Origin of the sequence: Tepidimonas sp., from assembly GCF_036825565.1 — a bacterium.
GTDB lineage: Bacteria > Pseudomonadota > Gammaproteobacteria > Burkholderiales > Burkholderiaceae_C > Tepidimonas.
Genome location: NZ_DAISXZ010000048.1, coordinates 1 through 17,156 on the forward strand (window position 1 = coordinate 1; position 17,156 = coordinate 17,156).

General features: G+C 69.4%; 15 protein-coding genes and 2 pseudogenes. 6 read left to right on the forward strand and 11 right to left on the reverse strand.

The window, feature by feature from the left end:
• The 8 genes from V7026_RS07615 to dnaA all read right to left on the reverse strand — a co-directional run.
• A partial coding sequence (locus tag V7026_RS07615) for an ABC transporter permease (RefSeq protein WP_334154806.1) occupies nucleotides 1-1,028 on the reverse strand: 1,028 nt, incomplete at its 3' end.
• Nucleotides 1,025-1,705, reverse strand: coding sequence for an ABC transporter ATP-binding protein (locus V7026_RS07620; protein WP_334154807.1), 681 nt, complete (start codon nucleotides 1,703-1,705; stop codon nucleotides 1,025-1,027). The genes V7026_RS07620 and V7026_RS07615, both read right to left, overlap by 4 nt.
• A 6-nt stretch (nucleotides 1,706-1,711) precedes the next feature.
• Nucleotides 1,712-2,473 (reverse strand): cation transporter, encoded by a 762-nt coding sequence (locus V7026_RS07625; protein WP_334154808.1) that lies wholly within the window; start codon nucleotides 2,471-2,473, stop codon nucleotides 1,712-1,714.
• A 62-nt stretch (nucleotides 2,474-2,535) separates the two neighbouring features.
• Nucleotides 2,536-2,817 carry a type II toxin-antitoxin system RelE/ParE family toxin gene (locus V7026_RS07630; protein WP_334154809.1) on the reverse strand — a complete coding sequence of 94 codons (282 nt, stop codon included), beginning with the start codon at nucleotides 2,815-2,817 and terminating at the stop codon, nucleotides 2,536-2,538.
• A 10-nt stretch (nucleotides 2,818-2,827) separates the two neighbouring features.
• Nucleotides 2,828-3,052, reverse strand: coding sequence for a type II toxin-antitoxin system RelB/DinJ family antitoxin (locus V7026_RS07635; protein ID WP_334154810.1), 225 nt, complete (start codon nucleotides 3,050-3,052; stop codon nucleotides 2,828-2,830).
• 112 nt (nucleotides 3,053-3,164) lie between these two features.
• Entirely contained in the window at nucleotides 3,165-5,744 is a 2,580-nt protein-coding gene (gyrB, locus tag V7026_RS07640) for a DNA topoisomerase (ATP-hydrolyzing) subunit B (RefSeq protein WP_334154811.1), read from the reverse strand.
• An 8-nt stretch (nucleotides 5,745-5,752) separates the two neighbouring features.
• The gene (gene dnaN / locus V7026_RS07645) at nucleotides 5,753-6,859 is read right to left on the reverse strand and encodes a DNA polymerase III subunit beta (RefSeq protein WP_334154812.1); all 1,107 of its coding nucleotides are present in this window, start codon (nucleotides 6,857-6,859) and stop codon (nucleotides 5,753-5,755) included.
• A 5-nt stretch (nucleotides 6,860-6,864) separates the two neighbouring features.
• Complete coding sequence (gene dnaA, locus V7026_RS07650; RefSeq protein ID WP_334154813.1) at nucleotides 6,865-8,334, reverse strand: chromosomal replication initiator protein DnaA; 1,470 nt, start codon at nucleotides 8,332-8,334, stop codon at nucleotides 6,865-6,867.
• Between the two features lie 252 nt (nucleotides 8,335-8,586).
• Here dnaA and rpmH point away from each other — a divergent pair, with 252 nt between their 5' ends.
• From rpmH to V7026_RS07680, 6 genes are read left to right on the forward strand one after another with little or no spacing between them, the layout of a single operon-like run.
• On the forward strand, nucleotides 8,587-8,721 hold the full coding sequence (gene rpmH, locus V7026_RS07655; protein WP_006299042.1) for a 50S ribosomal protein L34: 135 nt from the start codon (nucleotides 8,587-8,589) through the stop codon (nucleotides 8,719-8,721).
• Between the two features lie 7 nt (nucleotides 8,722-8,728).
• Nucleotides 8,729-9,193 (forward strand): ribonuclease P protein component, encoded by a 465-nt coding sequence (locus tag V7026_RS07660; RefSeq protein ID WP_334154814.1) that lies wholly within the window; start codon nucleotides 8,729-8,731, stop codon nucleotides 9,191-9,193.
• The gene (gene yidD / locus V7026_RS07665; RefSeq protein ID WP_443082328.1) at nucleotides 9,190-9,519 is read left to right on the forward strand and encodes a membrane protein insertion efficiency factor YidD; all 330 of its coding nucleotides are present in this window, start codon (nucleotides 9,190-9,192) and stop codon (nucleotides 9,517-9,519) included. Before V7026_RS07660 ends, yidD begins: the two co-directional genes overlap by 4 nt.
• Entirely contained in the window at nucleotides 9,516-11,219 is a 1,704-nt protein-coding gene (yidC, locus tag V7026_RS07670; protein WP_334154815.1) for a membrane protein insertase YidC, read from the forward strand. Before yidD ends, yidC begins: the two co-directional genes overlap by 4 nt.
• A 4-nt stretch (nucleotides 11,220-11,223) precedes the next feature.
• Complete coding sequence (gene mnmE, locus V7026_RS07675; RefSeq protein ID WP_334154816.1) at nucleotides 11,224-12,648, forward strand: tRNA uridine-5-carboxymethylaminomethyl(34) synthesis GTPase MnmE; 1,425 nt, start codon at nucleotides 11,224-11,226, stop codon at nucleotides 12,646-12,648.
• Nucleotides 12,645-13,850 (forward strand): pyridoxal phosphate-dependent aminotransferase, encoded by a 1,206-nt coding sequence (locus V7026_RS07680; protein WP_334154817.1) that lies wholly within the window; start codon nucleotides 12,645-12,647, stop codon nucleotides 13,848-13,850. The genes mnmE and V7026_RS07680 overlap by 4 nt, the downstream gene beginning before the upstream one ends.
• Before the next feature lie 400 nt (nucleotides 13,851-14,250).
• Here V7026_RS07680 and V7026_RS07685 read toward each other — a convergent pair.
• The 3 genes and pseudogenes from V7026_RS07685 to recA all read right to left on the reverse strand — a co-directional run.
• Nucleotides 14,251-15,921: pseudogene (locus V7026_RS07685) on the reverse strand (methyl-accepting chemotaxis protein); the annotation flags it as partial.
• A gap of 233 nt (nucleotides 15,922-16,154) precedes the next feature.
• Entirely contained in the window at nucleotides 16,155-16,640 is a 486-nt protein-coding gene (recX, locus tag V7026_RS07690) for a recombination regulator RecX (RefSeq protein ID WP_334154818.1), read from the reverse strand.
• A 7-nt stretch (nucleotides 16,641-16,647) separates the two neighbouring features.
• Nucleotides 16,648-17,156 (reverse strand): annotated as a pseudogene (gene recA, locus V7026_RS07695) (recombinase RecA); the annotation flags it as partial.

Below are 17,156 nucleotides of genomic sequence, written 5' to 3' on the forward strand. Positions count from 1 at the left end.
CCCCCCAGCCACTGCAGCGCCGCCCACGCCAGGGCCGCCCCCAGCGCCAGCCCCAGGGCACTGCCCACGGCGCCCAACAGCGCGGATTCCACCCACACCAGGCGCTGGCGTTGCCGGGCGTCCAGCCCCAGCACCCCCAGCAGCGCAAAGGCCGGCAGGCGCTGCGTCACGCTCAGACTCAACACGGAAAACACCAGAAACGCCCCGGTGAACAACGCCACCAGCGCCAGCACGGTCAGGTTGACCCGGTAGGCCCGCGACACCTGGCTCAGCCGGACGCCATCGTCCCCGGGGCGCTCCCACACCACCCCCTGCACCGCCCCGGCGGGTGCGGCGGCCTGCAGGTCGCGCCACACGGCCTCGGCATCGGCGCCCGGCACCAGCCGGATGTCCAGCCGCGACACCTGGTCGCCCCAGCCCAACCGATCCTGCAGCGCGGCCACGTCCGCCACCAACAAGGGGCCGCCCGGCAGCGCGACCTGCCCCGCCATGCGCCAGCGGTGTGCCTGCAGTCCGACCTGCAGCTCCACGGTACCGGTGCCGATGCCCAGCGCCGCCTGCGCCGCGGGATTGCCAAACACCGCATCGGGGGTCAACACATCCAGCCGATCCCCGCCTTCGCGCACACGCAGCCCGGCATCGGGCTGCAGGGCCGGCCAGACCAGGGCGTCCACGCCCAGCAACCGCACCGGCACACGGCGGCCGTCGGGCGTCACCGCCACGCCCTGCGCTTCGATCACCGGCATGGCGGCCCGTACCTGAGGGTGGGCCAGGGCGCGGTCCAGCCAGCGCGCATCCAGCCGGTCCAAGGGGCCACGCAGGCGGGCATCCGGCTCCCCGTTCACCCCCCGCACCGCGGCCGAAAACTCCGCCAGCGCCGACGCGTTGATCAGGTGCACCGCCAGCGCCAGCCCCACCCCCAGCATGATGGCCAGCACCGCCACCGCATGGCGCCATGGGTGCAGGCGCCACTGCGGCCACGAGAACGCGCGCCACAAGTCCCACCCGCGCGGGCGGGGCGCGATCACAGTGGCCGCATGCCCTCGCACGTCAGCTCCAGGCAGCGGTCGGCCCGCTCCGCCGCGGCGTGGGAATGCGTCACCAGCACCAGCGCGGCGCCGTGCGCACGGGTCTGCGCCTGCAGCAACGCCAACACCTGCGCCGCGGTGCGTGGGTCCAGGTTGCCGGTCGGCTCATCGGCCAGGATCAAGCGCGGCCGGTGCGCCAGCGCCCGCGCAATCGCCACCCGTTGCAGTTGTCCGCCGGACAAGGCTTGGGGCAGGCGCTCGCCCAGGCCCCCCAGACCCACCGCCGCCAGCACTTGCTCCACCCGCTCGGCATCCGGCCGGCCCAGCAGGACCAGCGGCAAGCCCACGTTCTGCGCCACCGTCAGGTGCGGCAGGATGTGAAAGGCCTGAAAGACGAAGCCCAAATGGATGCGCCGCCATGCGGCGGCCTGCGGCTCGGACAGCGCCGCCCAGTCCTGCCCCAGCACGCAGACACGACCGCCATCGACCGCATCCAACCCGGCCAGACAGTTGAGCAGCGTGGACTTGCCCACGCCCGATTCGCCCAAAATGGCCACGAACTCTCCCGGCGAGACGGTTAGATCGACGCCGGCAAACACCGCCGCGTCGCCGTAGCGTTTGACCAAACCCGTGGCCAGCACGCATGGTGCCGGGGCGGGATCACGAGCGGGCGGCATGGGCGTTCAGCGCAGCGCCAGTATCCGCCGCGCCCCGTCGAGCACGACCAACCCGATCACGCCCCCGATGACCAGATCGGGCACGCGCGAGCCGGTCCACGCCACCAGCAGGCCCGCCACGATGACCCCCAGGTTGGCGAGCACATCGTTGGCGGAGAAGATGTAACTCGCCTTCATGTGGGCGCCCAGCCCCCGGTGCCGCGCCGCCAGCCACAGGCAGGCCACATTGGCCACCAGGGCCACCACCCCCACGCCCATCATCAGCGCCGACACCGGCTCGCTGCCCTGCACCCAGCGCCGCCCCACCTCGGCCAGCGCGAGCAAGGCCAGCGTCAGCTGCAACCACCCCGCCAGATGCGCCGCCTGCACCTTGCGGGCGGCCGAGCGGCCGACGGCAAACAACGCCACGCCGTACACCGCGGCATCGGCAAACATGTCCATCGCGTCGGCCAACAGACCGGTGGACTGGGCCACGATGCCCACCCCGATTTCCAGCAAAAACATGGCCCCGTTGATGGCCAGCAGGGTCCACAGCACGCGCGACTCGGTCGCGTCGGTCGACGCCGGCGGGGCGGACGGCTGCGCTACCGGCTCGGTGTGCGCCAGACGCGCGCCCAGGTTCAGCCGCTCCAGCCGGGCCAGCGCCGCCTCGGCCGGCCCCGGGTGCTGCACCGTCAGACGGCGCTGCGCCAGGTCGAAGGCCAACACCACGTCCGGCAGGTCGCGCAACGCCATGCGGATGAGGTTTTCCTCGGACGGGCAATCCATCTTCGGTACGGAAAAAATGCTGCGATTCCACATGGACGTCACCCCCAAACCTGACACACGGATCACGCCTCGAACAAAGCCGAGTGCGTGCCAGTCCGCACGAGAAGGACGGCCTCGCCATCCAGGCGGTAATTCAGCAGAAAGTCGCCACCGCTGTGGCACTCGCGGTGATCCGCGCACTCGCCCTTCAGCGGGTGATCCAGCCATTCGGGCCCCCACGGCGCATCGTCGCCAATCAGCCGCCACATCGCTCCCTTCAGCCGCTTCAGGTCGTCGCGGCCCGAGCGCGAAAGGCGTTCCCAGTCTTGGAGGAACGCCTTGGTGGAGTCGCTCGCCCGCGGCATCGGCGCCCGCTTACTGCTGGCGGGCTTTGATCATGGCGCGCGCTTCTTGCATCGCCGCGCGGGTCTGGGCGTTGGGCACCTTCAGCTCCAGCGGGAAAGCCTGGTCGGCCACCTCCCGCTTGAGCATGATACGCACGGCGTCCGACACCGACAGCCCCATGGCGGCCAGCGCCTCGCTGGCCTGCGCCTTGACTTCGTCGTCCACCCGAACGTGCAGCATCGAGGTCTGGGCCATGAACGAATCCTCCTTGGGCCCGATTTTGTCTCTCACATGCGATACGGTCAGGTGATTGTATGACTCCACCACCTTGGGCACTCCAGGTGGTGTTGGGGCAGACGCCGCTCACTCACACATCGATATTCGCCGCCCTCAGCGCATTGGTCTCGATGAACACGCGGCGCGGCTCGACCTCGTCGCCCATCAGCATGGTGAAGACCTTGTCGGCCTCGATGGCGTCCTCGATGCGCACCTGCAGCAGCCGGCGCACCTCGGGGTTCATGGTAGTTTCCCAGAGCTGTTCGGGGTTCATCTCGCCCAAACCCTTGTAGCGCTGGCGGCTGGTGGTGCGCTCGGCCTCGGCCAGCAGCCAGCGCATCGCCGAACGGAAATCGTCCACTGGCGCTTCCTTGGCGCGTTCGCCCTCGCCGCGCACGACCTTGGCCCCTTCTGCCAGCAGGCCCTGGAAGGTGCGGGCCGCATCGGCCAGCACGGCATAGTCGGCCCCGTGCACGAAGTCCTGCGTGATGACGCTGGAGCGCACGTTGCCATGGTGGCGGCGGCTGATGCGCAGCAGCGGCTTGTCCGCGCGTGCGTCGAACTCGGCGCTCACCTCGGCCGGCACCCCGGTGGCGCTGCCCTCGCGCAGCGCGGCCTGTAGGGCGGTGGCGCTGCGGGCCGCAGCCTCCATGTCGTCCAGGTCGAGCGCCACGCCGTCGGCCACGGCGCGCAGCGCCTCAGCGTCCATGAAGGCCGACAGCCGGGCGATCACCGCCTCGGCCGCCTGGTGCTGGCGCGCCAGTTCGGCCAGGGTTTCGCCGGCCAGCACGGTGCCCTGGGCGCCGCCGGTGTGCAGGCTGGCCTCCTTGAGCGCGACGCGCAACAAAAAGGCGTCCAGCGCGGCGTCGTCCTTCAGATACAGCTCTTCCTTGCCCGCCTTGACCTTGTACAGCGGCGGCTGCGCGATGTAGATGTGGCCGCGCTCCACCAGCTCCGGCATCTGGCGGTAGAAAAAGGTCAGCAACAGGGTGCGGATGTGGGCGCCGTCCACGTCCGCGTCGGTCATGATGATGATGCGGTGGTAGCGCAGCTTGGCGATGTCGAAGTCGTCTGCACTGCTCTTGCCGCGCCCGGCGTCGTCTTCGCTCGCGCGGCCGATGCCCGTGCCCAGCGCCGTGATCAGGGTCAGGATCTCGTTGCTGGACAGCAGCTTTTCGTAGCGCGCCTTCTCGACATTGAGGATCTTGCCGCGCAGCGGCAGGATGGCCTGGAACTTGCGGTCGCGCCCCTGCTTGGCGCTGCCGCCGGCCGAGTCACCCTCGACGATGTAGATCTCCGACAGCGCCGGATCCTTCTCTTGGCAGTCGGCCAGCTTGCCGGGCAGCCCCAGGCCGTCGAGCACGCCTTTGCGGCGCGTCATCTCGCGCGCCTTGCGCGCTGCCTCGCGCGCCCGCGCGGCCTCGACGATCTTGCCGCAGATGATCTTGGCGTCGTTGGGCCGCTCCTCCAGGTAGTCGGTGAGCGCCTTGGCGACGATGTCCTCCACCGGCGCGCGCACCTCGGAGCTGACCAGCTTGTCCTTGGTTTGGCTGGAAAACTTCGGCTCCGGCACCTTCACCGACAGCACGCAGCACAGCCCCTCGCGCATGTCGTCGCCACTGACCTCGACCTTGGCCTTCTTGGCCAGCTCGTTTTGCTCGATGTACTTGCCGATGACGCGCGTCATGGCCGCGCGCAGCCCGGTCAGGTGCGTGCCGCCGTCGCGCTGCGGGATGTTGTTGGTGAAGCACAGCACCGACTCGTTGTAGCCGTCGTTCCACTGCATGGCCACCTCGACACCGATCTCGGTGCCGGGGATGCCGCCATAGCTGTCGGCCGGGCGCGCGCCGGTGGCGTGGAACACCGTGGGATGCAGCACCTTTTTACCGGCGTTGATGAACTCGACGAAGCCCTTGACCCCGCCGGCACCGGAAAAGTCGTCGCTCTTGCCGCTGCGCTCGTCGATCAGGCGGATACGCACGCCGTTGTTCAAAAAGCTCAGCTCGCGCAGCCGCTTGGACAGGATCTCGTAGTGGAAGTCGTGGTTTTCGCGAAAGATCTCGGTGTCGGGCAGGAAGTGCACCTCGGTGCCGCGCTTGTCGGTGGCGCCCAGCACCCGCATGGGCGAGACCTCCGCCACCTGGCCGTCTGGGCCCGCCGCGCGCTCGATCTGGCGGTTTTGCACCACGCCGCGCGCAAACTCCAGCAGATGCACCTTGCCGTCGCGGCGCACCGTCAGGCGCAGCCAGCGCGACAACGCGTTGACGCAGCTCACCCCCACCCCGTGCAGACCGCCGGAGACCTTGTAGCTGTTCTGGTTGAACTTGCCGCCGGCGTGCAGCTCGGTCAGCGCGATCTCGGCGGCGCTGCGCTTGGGCTCGTGCTTGTCGTCCCACTTGATGCCGGTGGGGATGCCGCGCCCGTTGTCCACCACGCTAATCGAGTTGTCGGTGTGGATGGTCACCACGATATCGTCGCAGTGGCCGGCCAGCGCCTCGTCGATGGAGTTGTCCACCACCTCGAACACCAGGTGGTGCAGGCCGGTGCCGTCGGAGGTGTCGCCGATGTACATGCCGGGGCGCTTGCGCACCGCCTCCAGGCCTTCGAGGATCTGGATGGCGTCGGCGCCGTAGCCCGTGCCGGGCGCTTGAGGGGTCTGGGATTCGCTCATGGAGACTTTCAGATGCGCATCGGCATGACGACGTACTTGAAGCGGTCGTCGCCGGGAATCGTGACCAGGGCCGAGGAGTTGCCGTCCTGCAGCTCGATGCGCACCAGGTCCTGCCCCATGTTGGCCAGCGCCTCGATCAGGTAGCTGACGTTGAAGCCGATGTCGATGACGTCGCCGCTGTACTCGATGTCCAGCTCGTCGACCGCCTCCTCCTGATCGGCGTTGTTGGCCGCCACCTGCAGCAGCCCGGGCTCCAGGTGCAGGCGCACGCCCTTGAATTTGTCGCTGGTCATGATGGCGGCGCGCTGCAGGCTGGCCAGCAGCGGCGCGCGGCCCAGCACGATCACATTGCGGTGCGCGCGCGGGATCACGCGGTTGTAGTCGGGGAACTTGCCCTCCACCAGCTTGGTGACGAACTCCATGCCGCCGAAGCTGAACTTGGCTTGGTTGGCGGCAAAGCGCATCTCGATCGCGCCGTCCTGGTCCGACAGCAGCCGCTGCAGCTCCAGCACCGTCTTGCGCGGCAGGATCACCTCCTGCTTGGGCACGTCCACATCCAGCGCGGCGCTGGCCAGCGCCAGCCGGTGGCCGTCGGTGGCCACGAGGGTGAGCTGGCGCCCCTCGGCGACGAACAGAATGCCGTTGAGGTAGTAGCGAATGTCCTGCACCGCCATGGCGAACGACACCTGCCCCAGCAGCGCCTTGAGCACCTTTTGCGGCACCGAGAACGCCGGGCCGAAGGTGGGCGACTCCTGCACCAGCGGAAAGTCCTCGGCCGGCAGCGTCTGCAGGGTGAAGCGGCTCTTGCCCGCTTTGAGCAGCAGCCGCCCCCCGGCGGACTCCAGCGTCACCTTCTGGTCCGCGGGCAGCGTGCGCAGAATGTCGATCAGCTTGCGCGCCCCGACCGTGGTGGCGAACTGGCCGTCGTCGCCGCCCAGATCGGCCGTGGTGCGGATCTGGATTTCCAGGTCGGAGGTGGTGAGCTGGGTCGCGGCCCCCGCGCGGTGAATCAGCACATTGGCGAGCACCGGCAGGGTGTGGCGGCGCTCGACGATGCCGGCCACCGACTGGAGGGCAGCCAGCAGCCGGTCCTGGGTCGCTTGCAAGACGATCATGCGTGTCAGCCTTTCAGGGTCTGCTCCAACACGTGGAGTTGCTGGTTGAGTTCGGACCGGTTCTGCCGCTCGGCGGCGATCTTGCGCACCGCGTGCAGCACCGTCGTGTGGTCGCGCCCGCCAAAGAGCTCACCGATCTCGGGCAAGCTCTTTTGTGTCAGCTCCTTGGCCAGGTACATGGCGATCTGGCGCGGCCGCGCGATATTGGCCGGCCGCTTCTTGGAATACATGTCGGCGACCTTGATCTTGTAGAAGTCGGCCACCGTCTTTTGGATGTTCTCGACGCTGATCTGGCGGTTCTGGATACTCAGCAAGTCCTTGAGCGCCTCGCGCGCCAGCGCGATCGACACCTCTTTCTGGTTGAAGCGCGAATACGCCAGGATCTTACGCAGCGCGCCCTCCAGCTCGCGCACGTTGGAGCGCACGTTCTTGGCCACGAAGAAGGCCACGTCCTCCGGCATGGTGGCGCCCTCGGCCTGCGCCTTGCTGATCAGGATGGCCACGCGCATCTCCAGCTCCGGCGGCTCGATGGCCACCGTCAGCCCGGAATCGAAGCGCGACACCAGCCGCTCGTGGATGTCCGTCAACCCCTTGGGGTAGGTGTCGCTGGTCATCACGATGTGGCTCTTTTTGGCCATCAGCGTCTCGAAAGCGTTGAAGAACTCCTCCTGCGTGCGGTCCTTGTTGGCAAAGAACTGCACATCGTCGATCAGCAGCAGGTCCAGGCTGTGGTAGCGCTGCTTGAAGGCATCGAAGGTCTTGCGCTGATAGGACTTGACCACGTCCGAGACGAACTGCTCGGCGTGGATGTAGAGCACCTTGGCGTCGGGGCGGTCGGCCAGCAACTGGTTGCCGATGGCGTGCACCAGGTGCGTCTTGCCCAGGCCGACGCCGCCGTAAATGAACAGCGGGTTGTACAACTGCCCGGGGCTCGCGGCCACGTGCATGGCCGCGGCGCGTGCCATGCGGTTGGCGGAGCCCTCCACCAACGTTGCGAAGGTCAGCGCCGGGTTGAGCCGGTGCTTGTGGTCGGGCAGCGGCGGCTCGGCCGCGGCCGGCGCCTCGGGCAACTCGGCAAACACCGGATCGGTGCGCGCGGGAACCACGGCAACGCGCGGCACTGCTCCGCCGGCCACGCCGGGGGCCGAGGGGCGCAGCGCGCCGGGTGCCTCGCGCGGGGCGAGTACCAACTCGACGGCAACCGGCTGGCCGGCGATGGCCTGCAAGGCCGCGCCGATCTTGCCGGCGTACTGAGCGCGCACCCAGTCCATCTTGAAGCGGTTGGCCACCGCCAGCGTCACGCGCGAGCCGTCGTCGGCCACGCGTGCGACCAGCGGCCGGATCCAGGTGTTGACCTGCTGGACCGGCAGCTCCTGACTCAACCGCTCGACGCACGCCGACCACAGATCGGATGCGGCCGGGGCGGCCCGCTGGGCAGCGGCGTTCGCATCGGACAGGGAACGCGGGGAACTCATGGATGGGGGATTCGGTCGATGGCAGGCATGGAATCGTCGCGGCCCGGACCGTCCCGCCCGGGACCGGAATCCGGCATGTGGACAGCCACCCCGCCAAAGGCACTCATTGTAGCCGCCGAGAACCATTTATCCACATGCGGGTTGGCCCCCGCTTGACAGCCCGCACCGATCCTCCGCCCCGCTCGGCCGTTGGCACGGCGGGCGGTTTTTGCCATAATTTAGGGTTTACTCGATCGAACCGGGCAGACTCACATGAAACGCACCTATCAACCCTCCAAGATCCGTCGCGCGCGCACCCATGGCTTTCTGGTCCGCATGAAGACCCGTGGCGGTCGCGCCGTGATCAACGCGCGCCGCGCCAAGGGCCGCAAGCGCCTGGCCGTCTGACGCCTCGGTGCCCGAGTCGTCCCAGCCGGCACCGCCGCGGGGCGCAGCGGCACGGCACTTTCGCCAGCGTGCGCAGTTCCAGGCCGTGCTCTCCAGTCCTGCCCTGGTGCACACCGCGCATTTTGCGCTCCATGGCATTCCTGCCGCGTCGCGGGTCGGCCCGCGCGGAGTGCCGCTGTTCCCCGGCGACCGCGCCTGGTTGGGCGTGGTCGTGCCCAAGCGCTGGGCAAGGCGCGCGGTCACGCGCAACACGCTCAAGCGCCAGATCTATGCCGTCGAGCGCGAGCATCCGCTGCCCACGGGCGCCTGGGTCGTGCGGCTAAAACGGGCCTTCCCGACCGCGGAGTTCCCCAGCGCGACCTCCGTGGCGCTGCGCCGCGCGGCACGGCTCGAGCTGCTGCAACTGTTGGGACCCCGGCTGCGACAGCGCCTGGCCGCCGGTGTCGATGGGCACCGGCCCGACGCCTCATGAGCCGCCCGCACGCCTCCCGCCCCGTCGCGCCCGCCGTGCGCCGGCTGGGGCATTGGTGCGCCCGCCTGCCGCAAAGCGTGCTGATCGGCGCGGTGCAGGGCTACCGGCTGCTGCTCAGCCCCTGGCTGGGGTCCGGCTGCCGCTTCACCCCTTCCTGCTCGGCCTATGCGCTCGAGGCGTTGCAGCGTCACGGCGCCGGTGCCGGCAGCTACCTGACTCTGCGCCGGCTGGTCCGCTGTCACCCGTGGTGCGACGGCGGGCACGATCCGGTCCCTGCCGAGCGTCCCCGGCTGTTCCCCCTCCAACAACACACCCCTCCGTCATGAGCGACATTCGCCGATCCATCCTGTGGGTGATTTTTGGTTTTTCGATGATCCTGCTGTGGGATCGTTGGCAGATCCACAACGGGCAGCCGGCCACCTTCTTCCCGTCGAGCACCCCGCCCAAGGCCACGGCACCGGCGCCCGCCGCCTCGGGCACCGGGGTGCCGACACCGGCGGCCGCCTCCACCCCCGCGGCAGCTGGCGTACCGGCCCCGGCTGCTGCACCGGTCGCGCGCCAGCGCCACACGGTGCGCACCGATGTGTTCGAGCTAACGTTTGACAGTGAAGGCGGAGCACTCATGGGGGCGCGGCTGCTCAAACACGCGGCCGAGACGGGCAAGGCACTGCAAAAAACCTTCACGCCGCTGGAGCTGCTGACGACCGAAGGGGGGCGCACCTACGTCGCCCAGACCGGGCTGATCGGACAAGGCGGCCTGCCGACACACAAAACCCCCATGCGGCTGGTCGAGCCGGCCGGCACCGGGCCCATCGCCCTGGCGGACGGCCAGGACCGGCTGGTGCTGCGCTTCGAGTCCGAGCCGCAGGGCGGCGTGGTGCTAAGCAAGACCTATACCCTGCGCCGCCACAGCTACCTGATCGATGTGCAACACGAGGTGCGCAACGTCGGCGACGCGCCCGTCCAGGCGCGGGTGTACCAGCAGCTCGTGCGCGACGGCCTGAAGGCCGGCAGCGAAACGCCCTTCTACTCCACCTTCACCGGCCCGGCCGTCTACAGCGAAGCCGCCAAGTATCAAAAGGTCGAGTTTGCCAACATCGACAAGGGCAAGATCGACATCCAGCGCCAGGCGCCGGACGGCTACGTGGCCATGGTGCAGCACTACTTCACCAGCGCCTGGCTGATGCCCGCGGGCGTGGAGCGCGAGAACTTCGTGCGCAAGGTGGACAACCTGTACGCGGTCGGCCAGATCGGGCCGGATGCGACCGTCGCACCGGGGGAGACCCAGACGATGGCGTCGCAGCTCTACGTCGGGCCACAGGAGGAAAAAGTCCTGGAAGCCATCGCACCCGGCCTGGAGCTGGTCAAGGACTACGGCTGGCTGACCATCCTGGCCAAGCCGCTGTACTGGCTGCTGGAGAAGATCCACGGCCTGGTCGGCAACTGGGGCTGGGCGATCGTCGCGCTGGTGGTGCTGATCAAGGCGGCGTTTTACTGGCTCAACGCCAGCGCCTACCGCAGCATGGCCAAGATGAAGGCGATCAACCCGCGCATCATGGAGATGCGCGAGCGCCTGAAAGACAAGCCGCAGCTGATGCAGCAGGAGATGATGCGGCTGTACCGCGAGGAGAAGGTCAACCCGCTGGGCGGCTGCTTCCCGATCCTGATCCAGATCCCCGTCTTCATCGCGCTGTACTGGGTGCTGCTGGCCAGTGTGGAGATGCGCAACGCCCCCTGGATCGGCTGGATCGACGATCTGTCCTCGCCCGACCCGTACTTCGTGCTGCCGCTGGTGATGACGCTAACCACCATCGTGCAAACGGCGCTCAACCCGCTGCCGCCCGATCCGCTGCAGGCCAAGCTGATGTGGCTGATGCCGCTGGTGTTCAGTGTGATGTTCTTCTTCTTTCCGGCTGGCCTGGTGCTGTACTGGATCGTCAACAACGTGCTGACGATCGCGCAGCAGGCGTACATCAACCACTCGATGGGTGTGCCGCTGAAGTTCAACCTGCCCCAATTCAAGTAAGGGGATGCTGCCCCGGCACCAGGACCCGATTGCCGCCATCGCTACCGCGCCCGGGCGCGGCGCGGTGGGCATCGTGCGCTTGAGCGGCCGGGGCCTGGAGGCGCTGCACGCGCCGCTGCTGGGCCGCGCGCTCAGGCCGCGCCACGCGCACTACGGGCCGTTTCGGGCGGCCGATGGCAGCGCGCTCGATCACGGCCTGGCGCTGTGGTTTCCGGCCCCGCACTCCTACACGGGCGAGGATGTGCTGGAACTGCAGGCCCACGGCGGGCCGGTGCTGCTGCAGTTGCTGCTGGCACGCTGTCTGGAGGCCGCGGGCGAAACGGACCCCGCCACGGGCCGGCCGCGGCTGGCGGGCCTGCGGCTGGCGCAGCCGGGCGAGTTCACCGAGCGCGCCTTTCTCCACGGCAAGCTCGACTTGGCACAGGCCGAGGCGGTGGCCGACCTGATCGACGCCAGCACCGAGGCGGCCGCCCGCAGCGCCAGCCGCTCGCTCTCGGGCGCATTCTCCCAGGCGGTAGAGGCGCTGCGCGACGATCTGGTCCACCTGCGCATGCTGGTGGAGGCGACGCTGGACTTTCCCGAGGAAGACATCGACTTTTTGCTGCAGTCGGATGCCGCCGGCCAACTGCGGCGGCTGCAGGCGCGGCTGGACGAGGTGCTGGCGCGCACCCGCCAGGGCGCGCTGCTGCGCGAGGGCATGCATGTCGTCATCGCCGGCCAACCCAACGCGGGCAAAAGCTCGCTGCTCAATGCGCTGGCAGGGGCGGAGCTGGCCATCGTCACACCGATCGCCGGCACCACCCGCGACGTGGTGCAGCAAGCCATCCAGATCGAGGGCGTGCCACTGCACATCATCGACACAGCCGGCTTGCGCGACGGCGCAGAGGTGGACGAGGTGGAGCGCATCGGCATCGAGCGGGCGTGGCAGCGCATCGAGGCCGCAGATGCCGTGCTCTTCGTGCATGACCTGACGCGCGCCGCGGATCCGGCCTACCGGCAAGCCGATGCCACCATCCGCGAGCGCCTGGCCAGCCGGTTGCGGGCACGGGTGCCCGTGATCGACATCTGGAACAAGGCCGACGCCGCCGAGGCGGCCGCCATCCCCACCGGCGCCGACGACCTGCCGCTGTCGGCGCGAACCGGCGCCGGGCTGCCGGCCCTGCGCGAGCGGTTGCTGCACGCCGTGGGCTGGAGCGGACACACGCCCGACGGCCTGTTCAGCGCCCGCCAGCGCCATGTGGAGGCGCTGCACCGGGTGCGCGCGCACCTGCAGGCCGCGCAGGCGCAGCTCGACAGCCCCACGCCAGCGCTGGAACTGCTGGCCGAGGAACTGCGCCTGGCCCACGAGGCGCTGGGCACGATCACCGGCGAATTCACCGCCGACGACCTGCTCGGCGTCATCTTTTCGCGTTTTTGCATCGGCAAATGACCCCCTCCTGTCTTGCCCCGTCCGCCAGCGCGCGCGCCCAGGCGATCGCGCCGTTCCTCGTCATGCAGGTAGCCAAGGAGGCCGCGGCGCTGGCCGCCGCGCTGCCCCCCGGGGCACCGCGCATGCTGTACCTGAACATTGGCGAGCCGGACTTTGCCGCCCCCGCGGCGGTGCAGGCGGCGGCGGCGGCCGCCATCCGCGCCGGGCACACGCAGTACACGGCCGCGCTGGGGCTGGATGCGCTGCGCGAGCAGCTGTCGGCGTGGTATGCGCAGCGCTTTGGCGTCACGGTGCCGGCGCGGCGCATCGCCATCACGGCCGGGGCGTCGGCCGGTCTGCAACTGGCAGCGCTGGCGCTGTTCGACGCCGGGGACGAGGTGCTGCTGCCCGACCCTTGCTACCCGTGCAACCGGCAGATTCTGACCAGCGTCGGCGTGACGCCGACCGCCCTGCCCACGGGGCCAGCCACGCGCTACCAGCCGACGCCCGCGCAACTGGACGCGGCCTGGGGGCCCCGCACGCGCGGCGTGATGCTGGCCTCGCCCGCCAACCCGACCGGCACATCGATCGACCCCGCGGCGCTGCGCGGCGTGCTGGACACCGTTCGCCGGCGCGGCGGCGCCCTGGTCATTGACGAGATCTACCTGGGCCTGTCGTTCGACGAGCGCTTCGGCCAGACCGCGCTGGCGCTGGGCGACGACGTGATCAGCGTCAACAGCTTCTCCAAGTACTTTGGCATGACGGGCTGGCGGCTGGGCTGGCTGGTGCTGCCCGAGCCGCTGATGCCCGTGGTGGAGCGGCTGGCGCAAAACCACTACATCTGCGCCAACACCGTGGCGCAACGTGCGGCGCTGGCGTGCTTCGAGCCCGACACGATCGCGGAATACGAGCGCCGGCGGGCCGAATACACCGCGCGGCGCGACGCTTTCGTGCCCGCGCTGCGCTCGCTGGGCTTCGACGTGCCGGTGGAGCCGGACGGCGCTTTCTACGTCTGGGCCGACGCCCAACCGCTGTTCGCGCGCGTCGGCGTCACCGACAGCCAGGGTTTCGTGCGCACCATGATGGAGCACACCCAGGTGGTGGCCACCCCCAGCCCAGACTTCGGCGCCGCCGATGGCGGCCGCTTCGTGCGCTTTTCCACCGCCACGGCCTGCGCCGATCTGGAAGAGGCCATCGCGCGGCTGCAGCGCTGGCTGGGTTGAGCGCGGCGGTCAGAAAGTCTCCCACTCGCCGTCGTCGGCACCCGCCACTGCGCTGGCGGATTTGACAGGGGTGCTGGCCGGCCGGGACGGCACGCACCGCAGCCGGCTTAGACCCCCCCGAAGCCGCAGCGGCCGAAGCGGCTGCTGGCAGGGCCTTGGGCGCAGCAGCCGGCGCGCGCTGCTGAATCTGCGCCGACTTGGCTGCACCATGCACCGCCGCCTTGAGCTTTTGCAAGGCGTCCACCACCGCTCGCCCAGCGCGGATGAAGGGCGACTCGCCCATCAGGAGCGCGTTGGCCTCTTCCTTCTGGCCCGCGTTGACCAGCTCGGCCACTTTGCCGCACTCGAGGTGGAAGGTTTTGTGCTGATCCACCAGCGTCGAGAACAGCGGCAGGTTGCCCCACTGCCGCCCGCCGGCGCCATAGATCCATTGGCCGACCGCGCAGCAGTCGTCGCGCCGAATCGTGGCCACGTCGAGCTTTTCGTCCTTGAGGATGGCGTTGCGCAGCTTGATGCGCCACTGCTGGTGCGCCTTGATCGCAGCGTCGAAGTCGAGCTGGTTGGGGGCGCTGTTGGCCTGGGCGGCCTTGCGCAGCGCGGTGGCGTCTTCCTTGACCAGCAGCTTGTCCTTCGGCGTCAGGCGGAACACCCGGATCGTGCCGTGCACCGTTCCCACCTGCTCGTCCAGCGACACGGCCGCCGCGGCCAGTTGCTCCACCATGGCGGCGTTTTGCTGGGTGATGCTGTCGAGGTTGGCGATCGCCTCGGCGATCTGGGCCACGCCCTGCGTCTGCTCGTTGGCGGAGTGGTGCACGTCCTCGAACATGCGCGCCACACGCTGCACCGCCTCCATCACCGCGGCCATGCGCTCGTTGGCCTCCGCCGTGCGCGCGTCGCCGGCCAGCACCCGTTCACGCGATTCGGTGATCAGCTGGCGGATCTGCTTGGCCGCCTCGCCGGTGCGCTGGGCCAGGGCCCGCACTTCGCCGGCCACCACCGCAAAGCCGCGGCCGGCTTCGCCTGCGCGCGCCGCCTCCACCGCGGCGTTGAGCGCCAGGATGTTGGTCTGGAAGGCCACGCCCTCGATGACCTGGATGATGTCGGTGATGCGCTGCGAGGATTCGGTGATCTCGCGCATCGTGCCTGAGAGCGCCCCGACCGCTTCGCCGCCAGCGCGCGCCAGCTCCAGCGTCTGGCGCGCCAGTGCCACGCCCTGGTCGGCCAGCCGTGCGGTCTCCTGCGTGGTGCCGCCGATCTCTTCCATCGAGGCGGCCGTTCGCTCCAGGCTGGCGGCGGCGTTTTCCGTGCGGTGCGACAGGTCCTGGTTGCCAGCAGCGATCTCCTGCGTGCCGCCGCGCAGGTTGCCCACCTCGTGGCGGATGTCGCGCACCACCGTGCGCACCCCCACCTCCACCTGCTGCAGCGCGAGCTGAATGCGGCCCAATTCGTGCTGGGTGTCGATGACGATCGGCTCGACCAGATCCCCCGCAGCCAGATGCTCGGCTTGACGCACGATACGTTGCAGCGGCCGCATGAAGGTAGCCTCGATCAGGACCGCGGACAGCGCTACGATCACCGCGGCGCCTAGCGCACCACCCCACCACGGCCAGCCGAGGAGGTTGCCAATGACCGGAACCAGCCCGGCCAGCGCCACCGCGATCAGGATGCGGCCGCCCAGGCCCGGGGTCAGCTTGCGCCCGAGCGCGAACAGCCACCCGCTGCGCACCACCTCGCCGCCCTGCAGCCGCGTGCGCAGCCGGCCGCGCTCGGCTTCGGCGCGCATGCGCGCGTACAGCGCCTCGGCGGCGGCGATCTCCTCCGGCGTGGCCTTGGTGCGCACGGAGAGGAAGCCAACGATCTCCTGCCCCTCGCGCACCGGGGTGGCGTTGGCGCGCACCCAGTAGTGGTCGCCGTTCTTGCGCCGGTTCTTGACGATGCCGGTCCAGGGGCGCCCCTTGTCCAGAAGGGTGTGCCACATGTCGCGGAAGGCTTCTTCCGGCATGTCCGGGTGGCGAACGATGTTGTGCGGCTGCCCAAGAAGCTCTCCGCGTGTGTAGCCGCTGACGGCCACGAAGTTGTTGTTGGCGTACGTGATACGGCCCTTGACGTCGGTGACCGAAATCAGCGTCTGATCCGCGGAAAAATCGTAGGCCTTTTGCGTGACGGGCAGGTTGACGCGCCTGATTGCCGTGCTCTCAGGGTTGCAGGTGCGGGCCAGCGGGGCGGCAGGCAGGTGCCGCCACGCGTTTCATCTTACACGGTCCCGGACCCGTTCCAAGCCCCCGCTGCCCTGCGTGCCATCGATCAATCCGGCGGCGACTCGCCCGCGGCACCGTCGCCCTCGGCAGCGCTGCGGGGTACGGTGCGCCGCGCCACCTCCGGTGCAAACCCGCGCGCCAGCAGAAAGCGCAACTGGCGCGCACGCTCGGCGGCATCGCGCGGCGCGGTGCCGAAGCGGCGCTTCCAGGCGGCCTGCGCGCGCTCGGCCTCGGTGGCACGCAGGCGCGCGGCGGCCTGCTCCAGAAGCACCTCGTCGTCGAAACCCCGCGCGCGCAGCTCGGCCTGCAGCAAGGCACGGCCACGCTCGCCGGCGCGGCGGTGTAGGTGCGCCTCCAGCGCCCGCGCCTCGTCCAGCCAGCCGCGCCGCGCACACTCATCCAGCACCGCCTCCAGCTCGGCTTCGTCGGCGGCGTGCGGTGCCAGCCGCTGCGCCAGCTCGTGGCGCGTGTAGTCGCGCCGCGCCAGCAGGCGCAGCGCGCGCGCCTTCAGCGTCGGGGCGGCTGGCGGCATGGCAGCCTCACACCTCGTCCAGCGCCGACAGGTCTGGCTCCACCTCGTCGTCCGGCGCCACCGAGGGCAGCGCCGCCACGCCGACGACGGCGCGGATCTTGTTTTCGATCTCGCGCGCCAGATCGGGGTTTTCCTTCAGGAATTCGCGCGCGTTCTCGCGCCCCTGGCCGATCTTCTCGCCGCCGTAGGCGTACCAGGCGCCGGATTTTTCGATCACCTTGTGCAGCACGCCCAGATCGACGATCTCGCCCTCGCGGCTGATGCCTTCGCCGTAGAGGATGTCGAAGTCGGCGGTCTTGAACGGCGGGGCGACCTTGTTCTTGACGACCTTGACCTTGGTCTCGCTGCCGATGACTTCCTCGCCCTTCTTGATCGAGCCGGTGCGGCGGATGTCGATGCGCACCGAAGCATAGAACTTGAGCGCGTTGCCGCCGGTGGTGGTCTCGGGGCTGCCGAACATGACGCCGATCTTCATGCGGATCTGGTTGATGAAGATGACCATGCAGTTGGTCTTCT

Bases quoted from the DNA above. Each gene is read 5' to 3' on its own strand.
- V7026_RS07620 (WP_334154807.1), bottom strand. From the start codon at position 1,705: ATGCCGCCCGCTCGTGATCCCGCCCCGGCACCATGCGTGCTGGCCACG.
- V7026_RS07625 (WP_334154808.1), bottom strand. From the start codon at position 2,473: ATGGATTGCCCGTCCGAGGAAAACCTCATCCGCATGGCGTTGCGCGAC.
- V7026_RS07630 (WP_334154809.1), bottom strand. From the start codon at position 2,817: ATGCCGCGGGCGAGCGACTCCACCAAGGCGTTCCTCCAAGACTGGGAA.
- V7026_RS07635 (WP_334154810.1), bottom strand. From the start codon at position 3,052: ATGGCCCAGACCTCGATGCTGCACGTTCGGGTGGACGACGAAGTCAAG.
- gyrB (WP_334154811.1), bottom strand. From the start codon at position 5,744: ATGAGCGAATCCCAGACCCCTCAAGCGCCCGGCACGGGCTACGGCGCC.
- dnaN (WP_334154812.1), bottom strand. From the start codon at position 6,859: ATGATCGTCTTGCAAGCGACCCAGGACCGGCTGCTGGCTGCCCTCCAG.
- dnaA (WP_334154813.1), bottom strand. From the start codon at position 8,334: ATGAGTTCCCCGCGTTCCCTGTCCGATGCGAACGCCGCTGCCCAGCGG.
- rpmH (WP_006299042.1), top strand. From the start codon at position 8,587: ATGAAACGCACCTATCAACCCTCCAAGATCCGTCGCGCGCGCACCCAT.
- yidD (WP_443082328.1), top strand. From the start codon at position 9,190: ATGAGCCGCCCGCACGCCTCCCGCCCCGTCGCGCCCGCCGTGCGCCGG.
- yidC (WP_334154815.1), top strand. From the start codon at position 9,516: ATGAGCGACATTCGCCGATCCATCCTGTGGGTGATTTTTGGTTTTTCG.
- mnmE (WP_334154816.1), top strand. From the start codon at position 11,224: ATGCTGCCCCGGCACCAGGACCCGATTGCCGCCATCGCTACCGCGCCC.
- V7026_RS07680 (WP_334154817.1), top strand. From the start codon at position 12,645: ATGACCCCCTCCTGTCTTGCCCCGTCCGCCAGCGCGCGCGCCCAGGCG.
- recX (WP_334154818.1), bottom strand. From the start codon at position 16,640: ATGCCGCCAGCCGCCCCGACGCTGAAGGCGCGCGCGCTGCGCCTGCTG.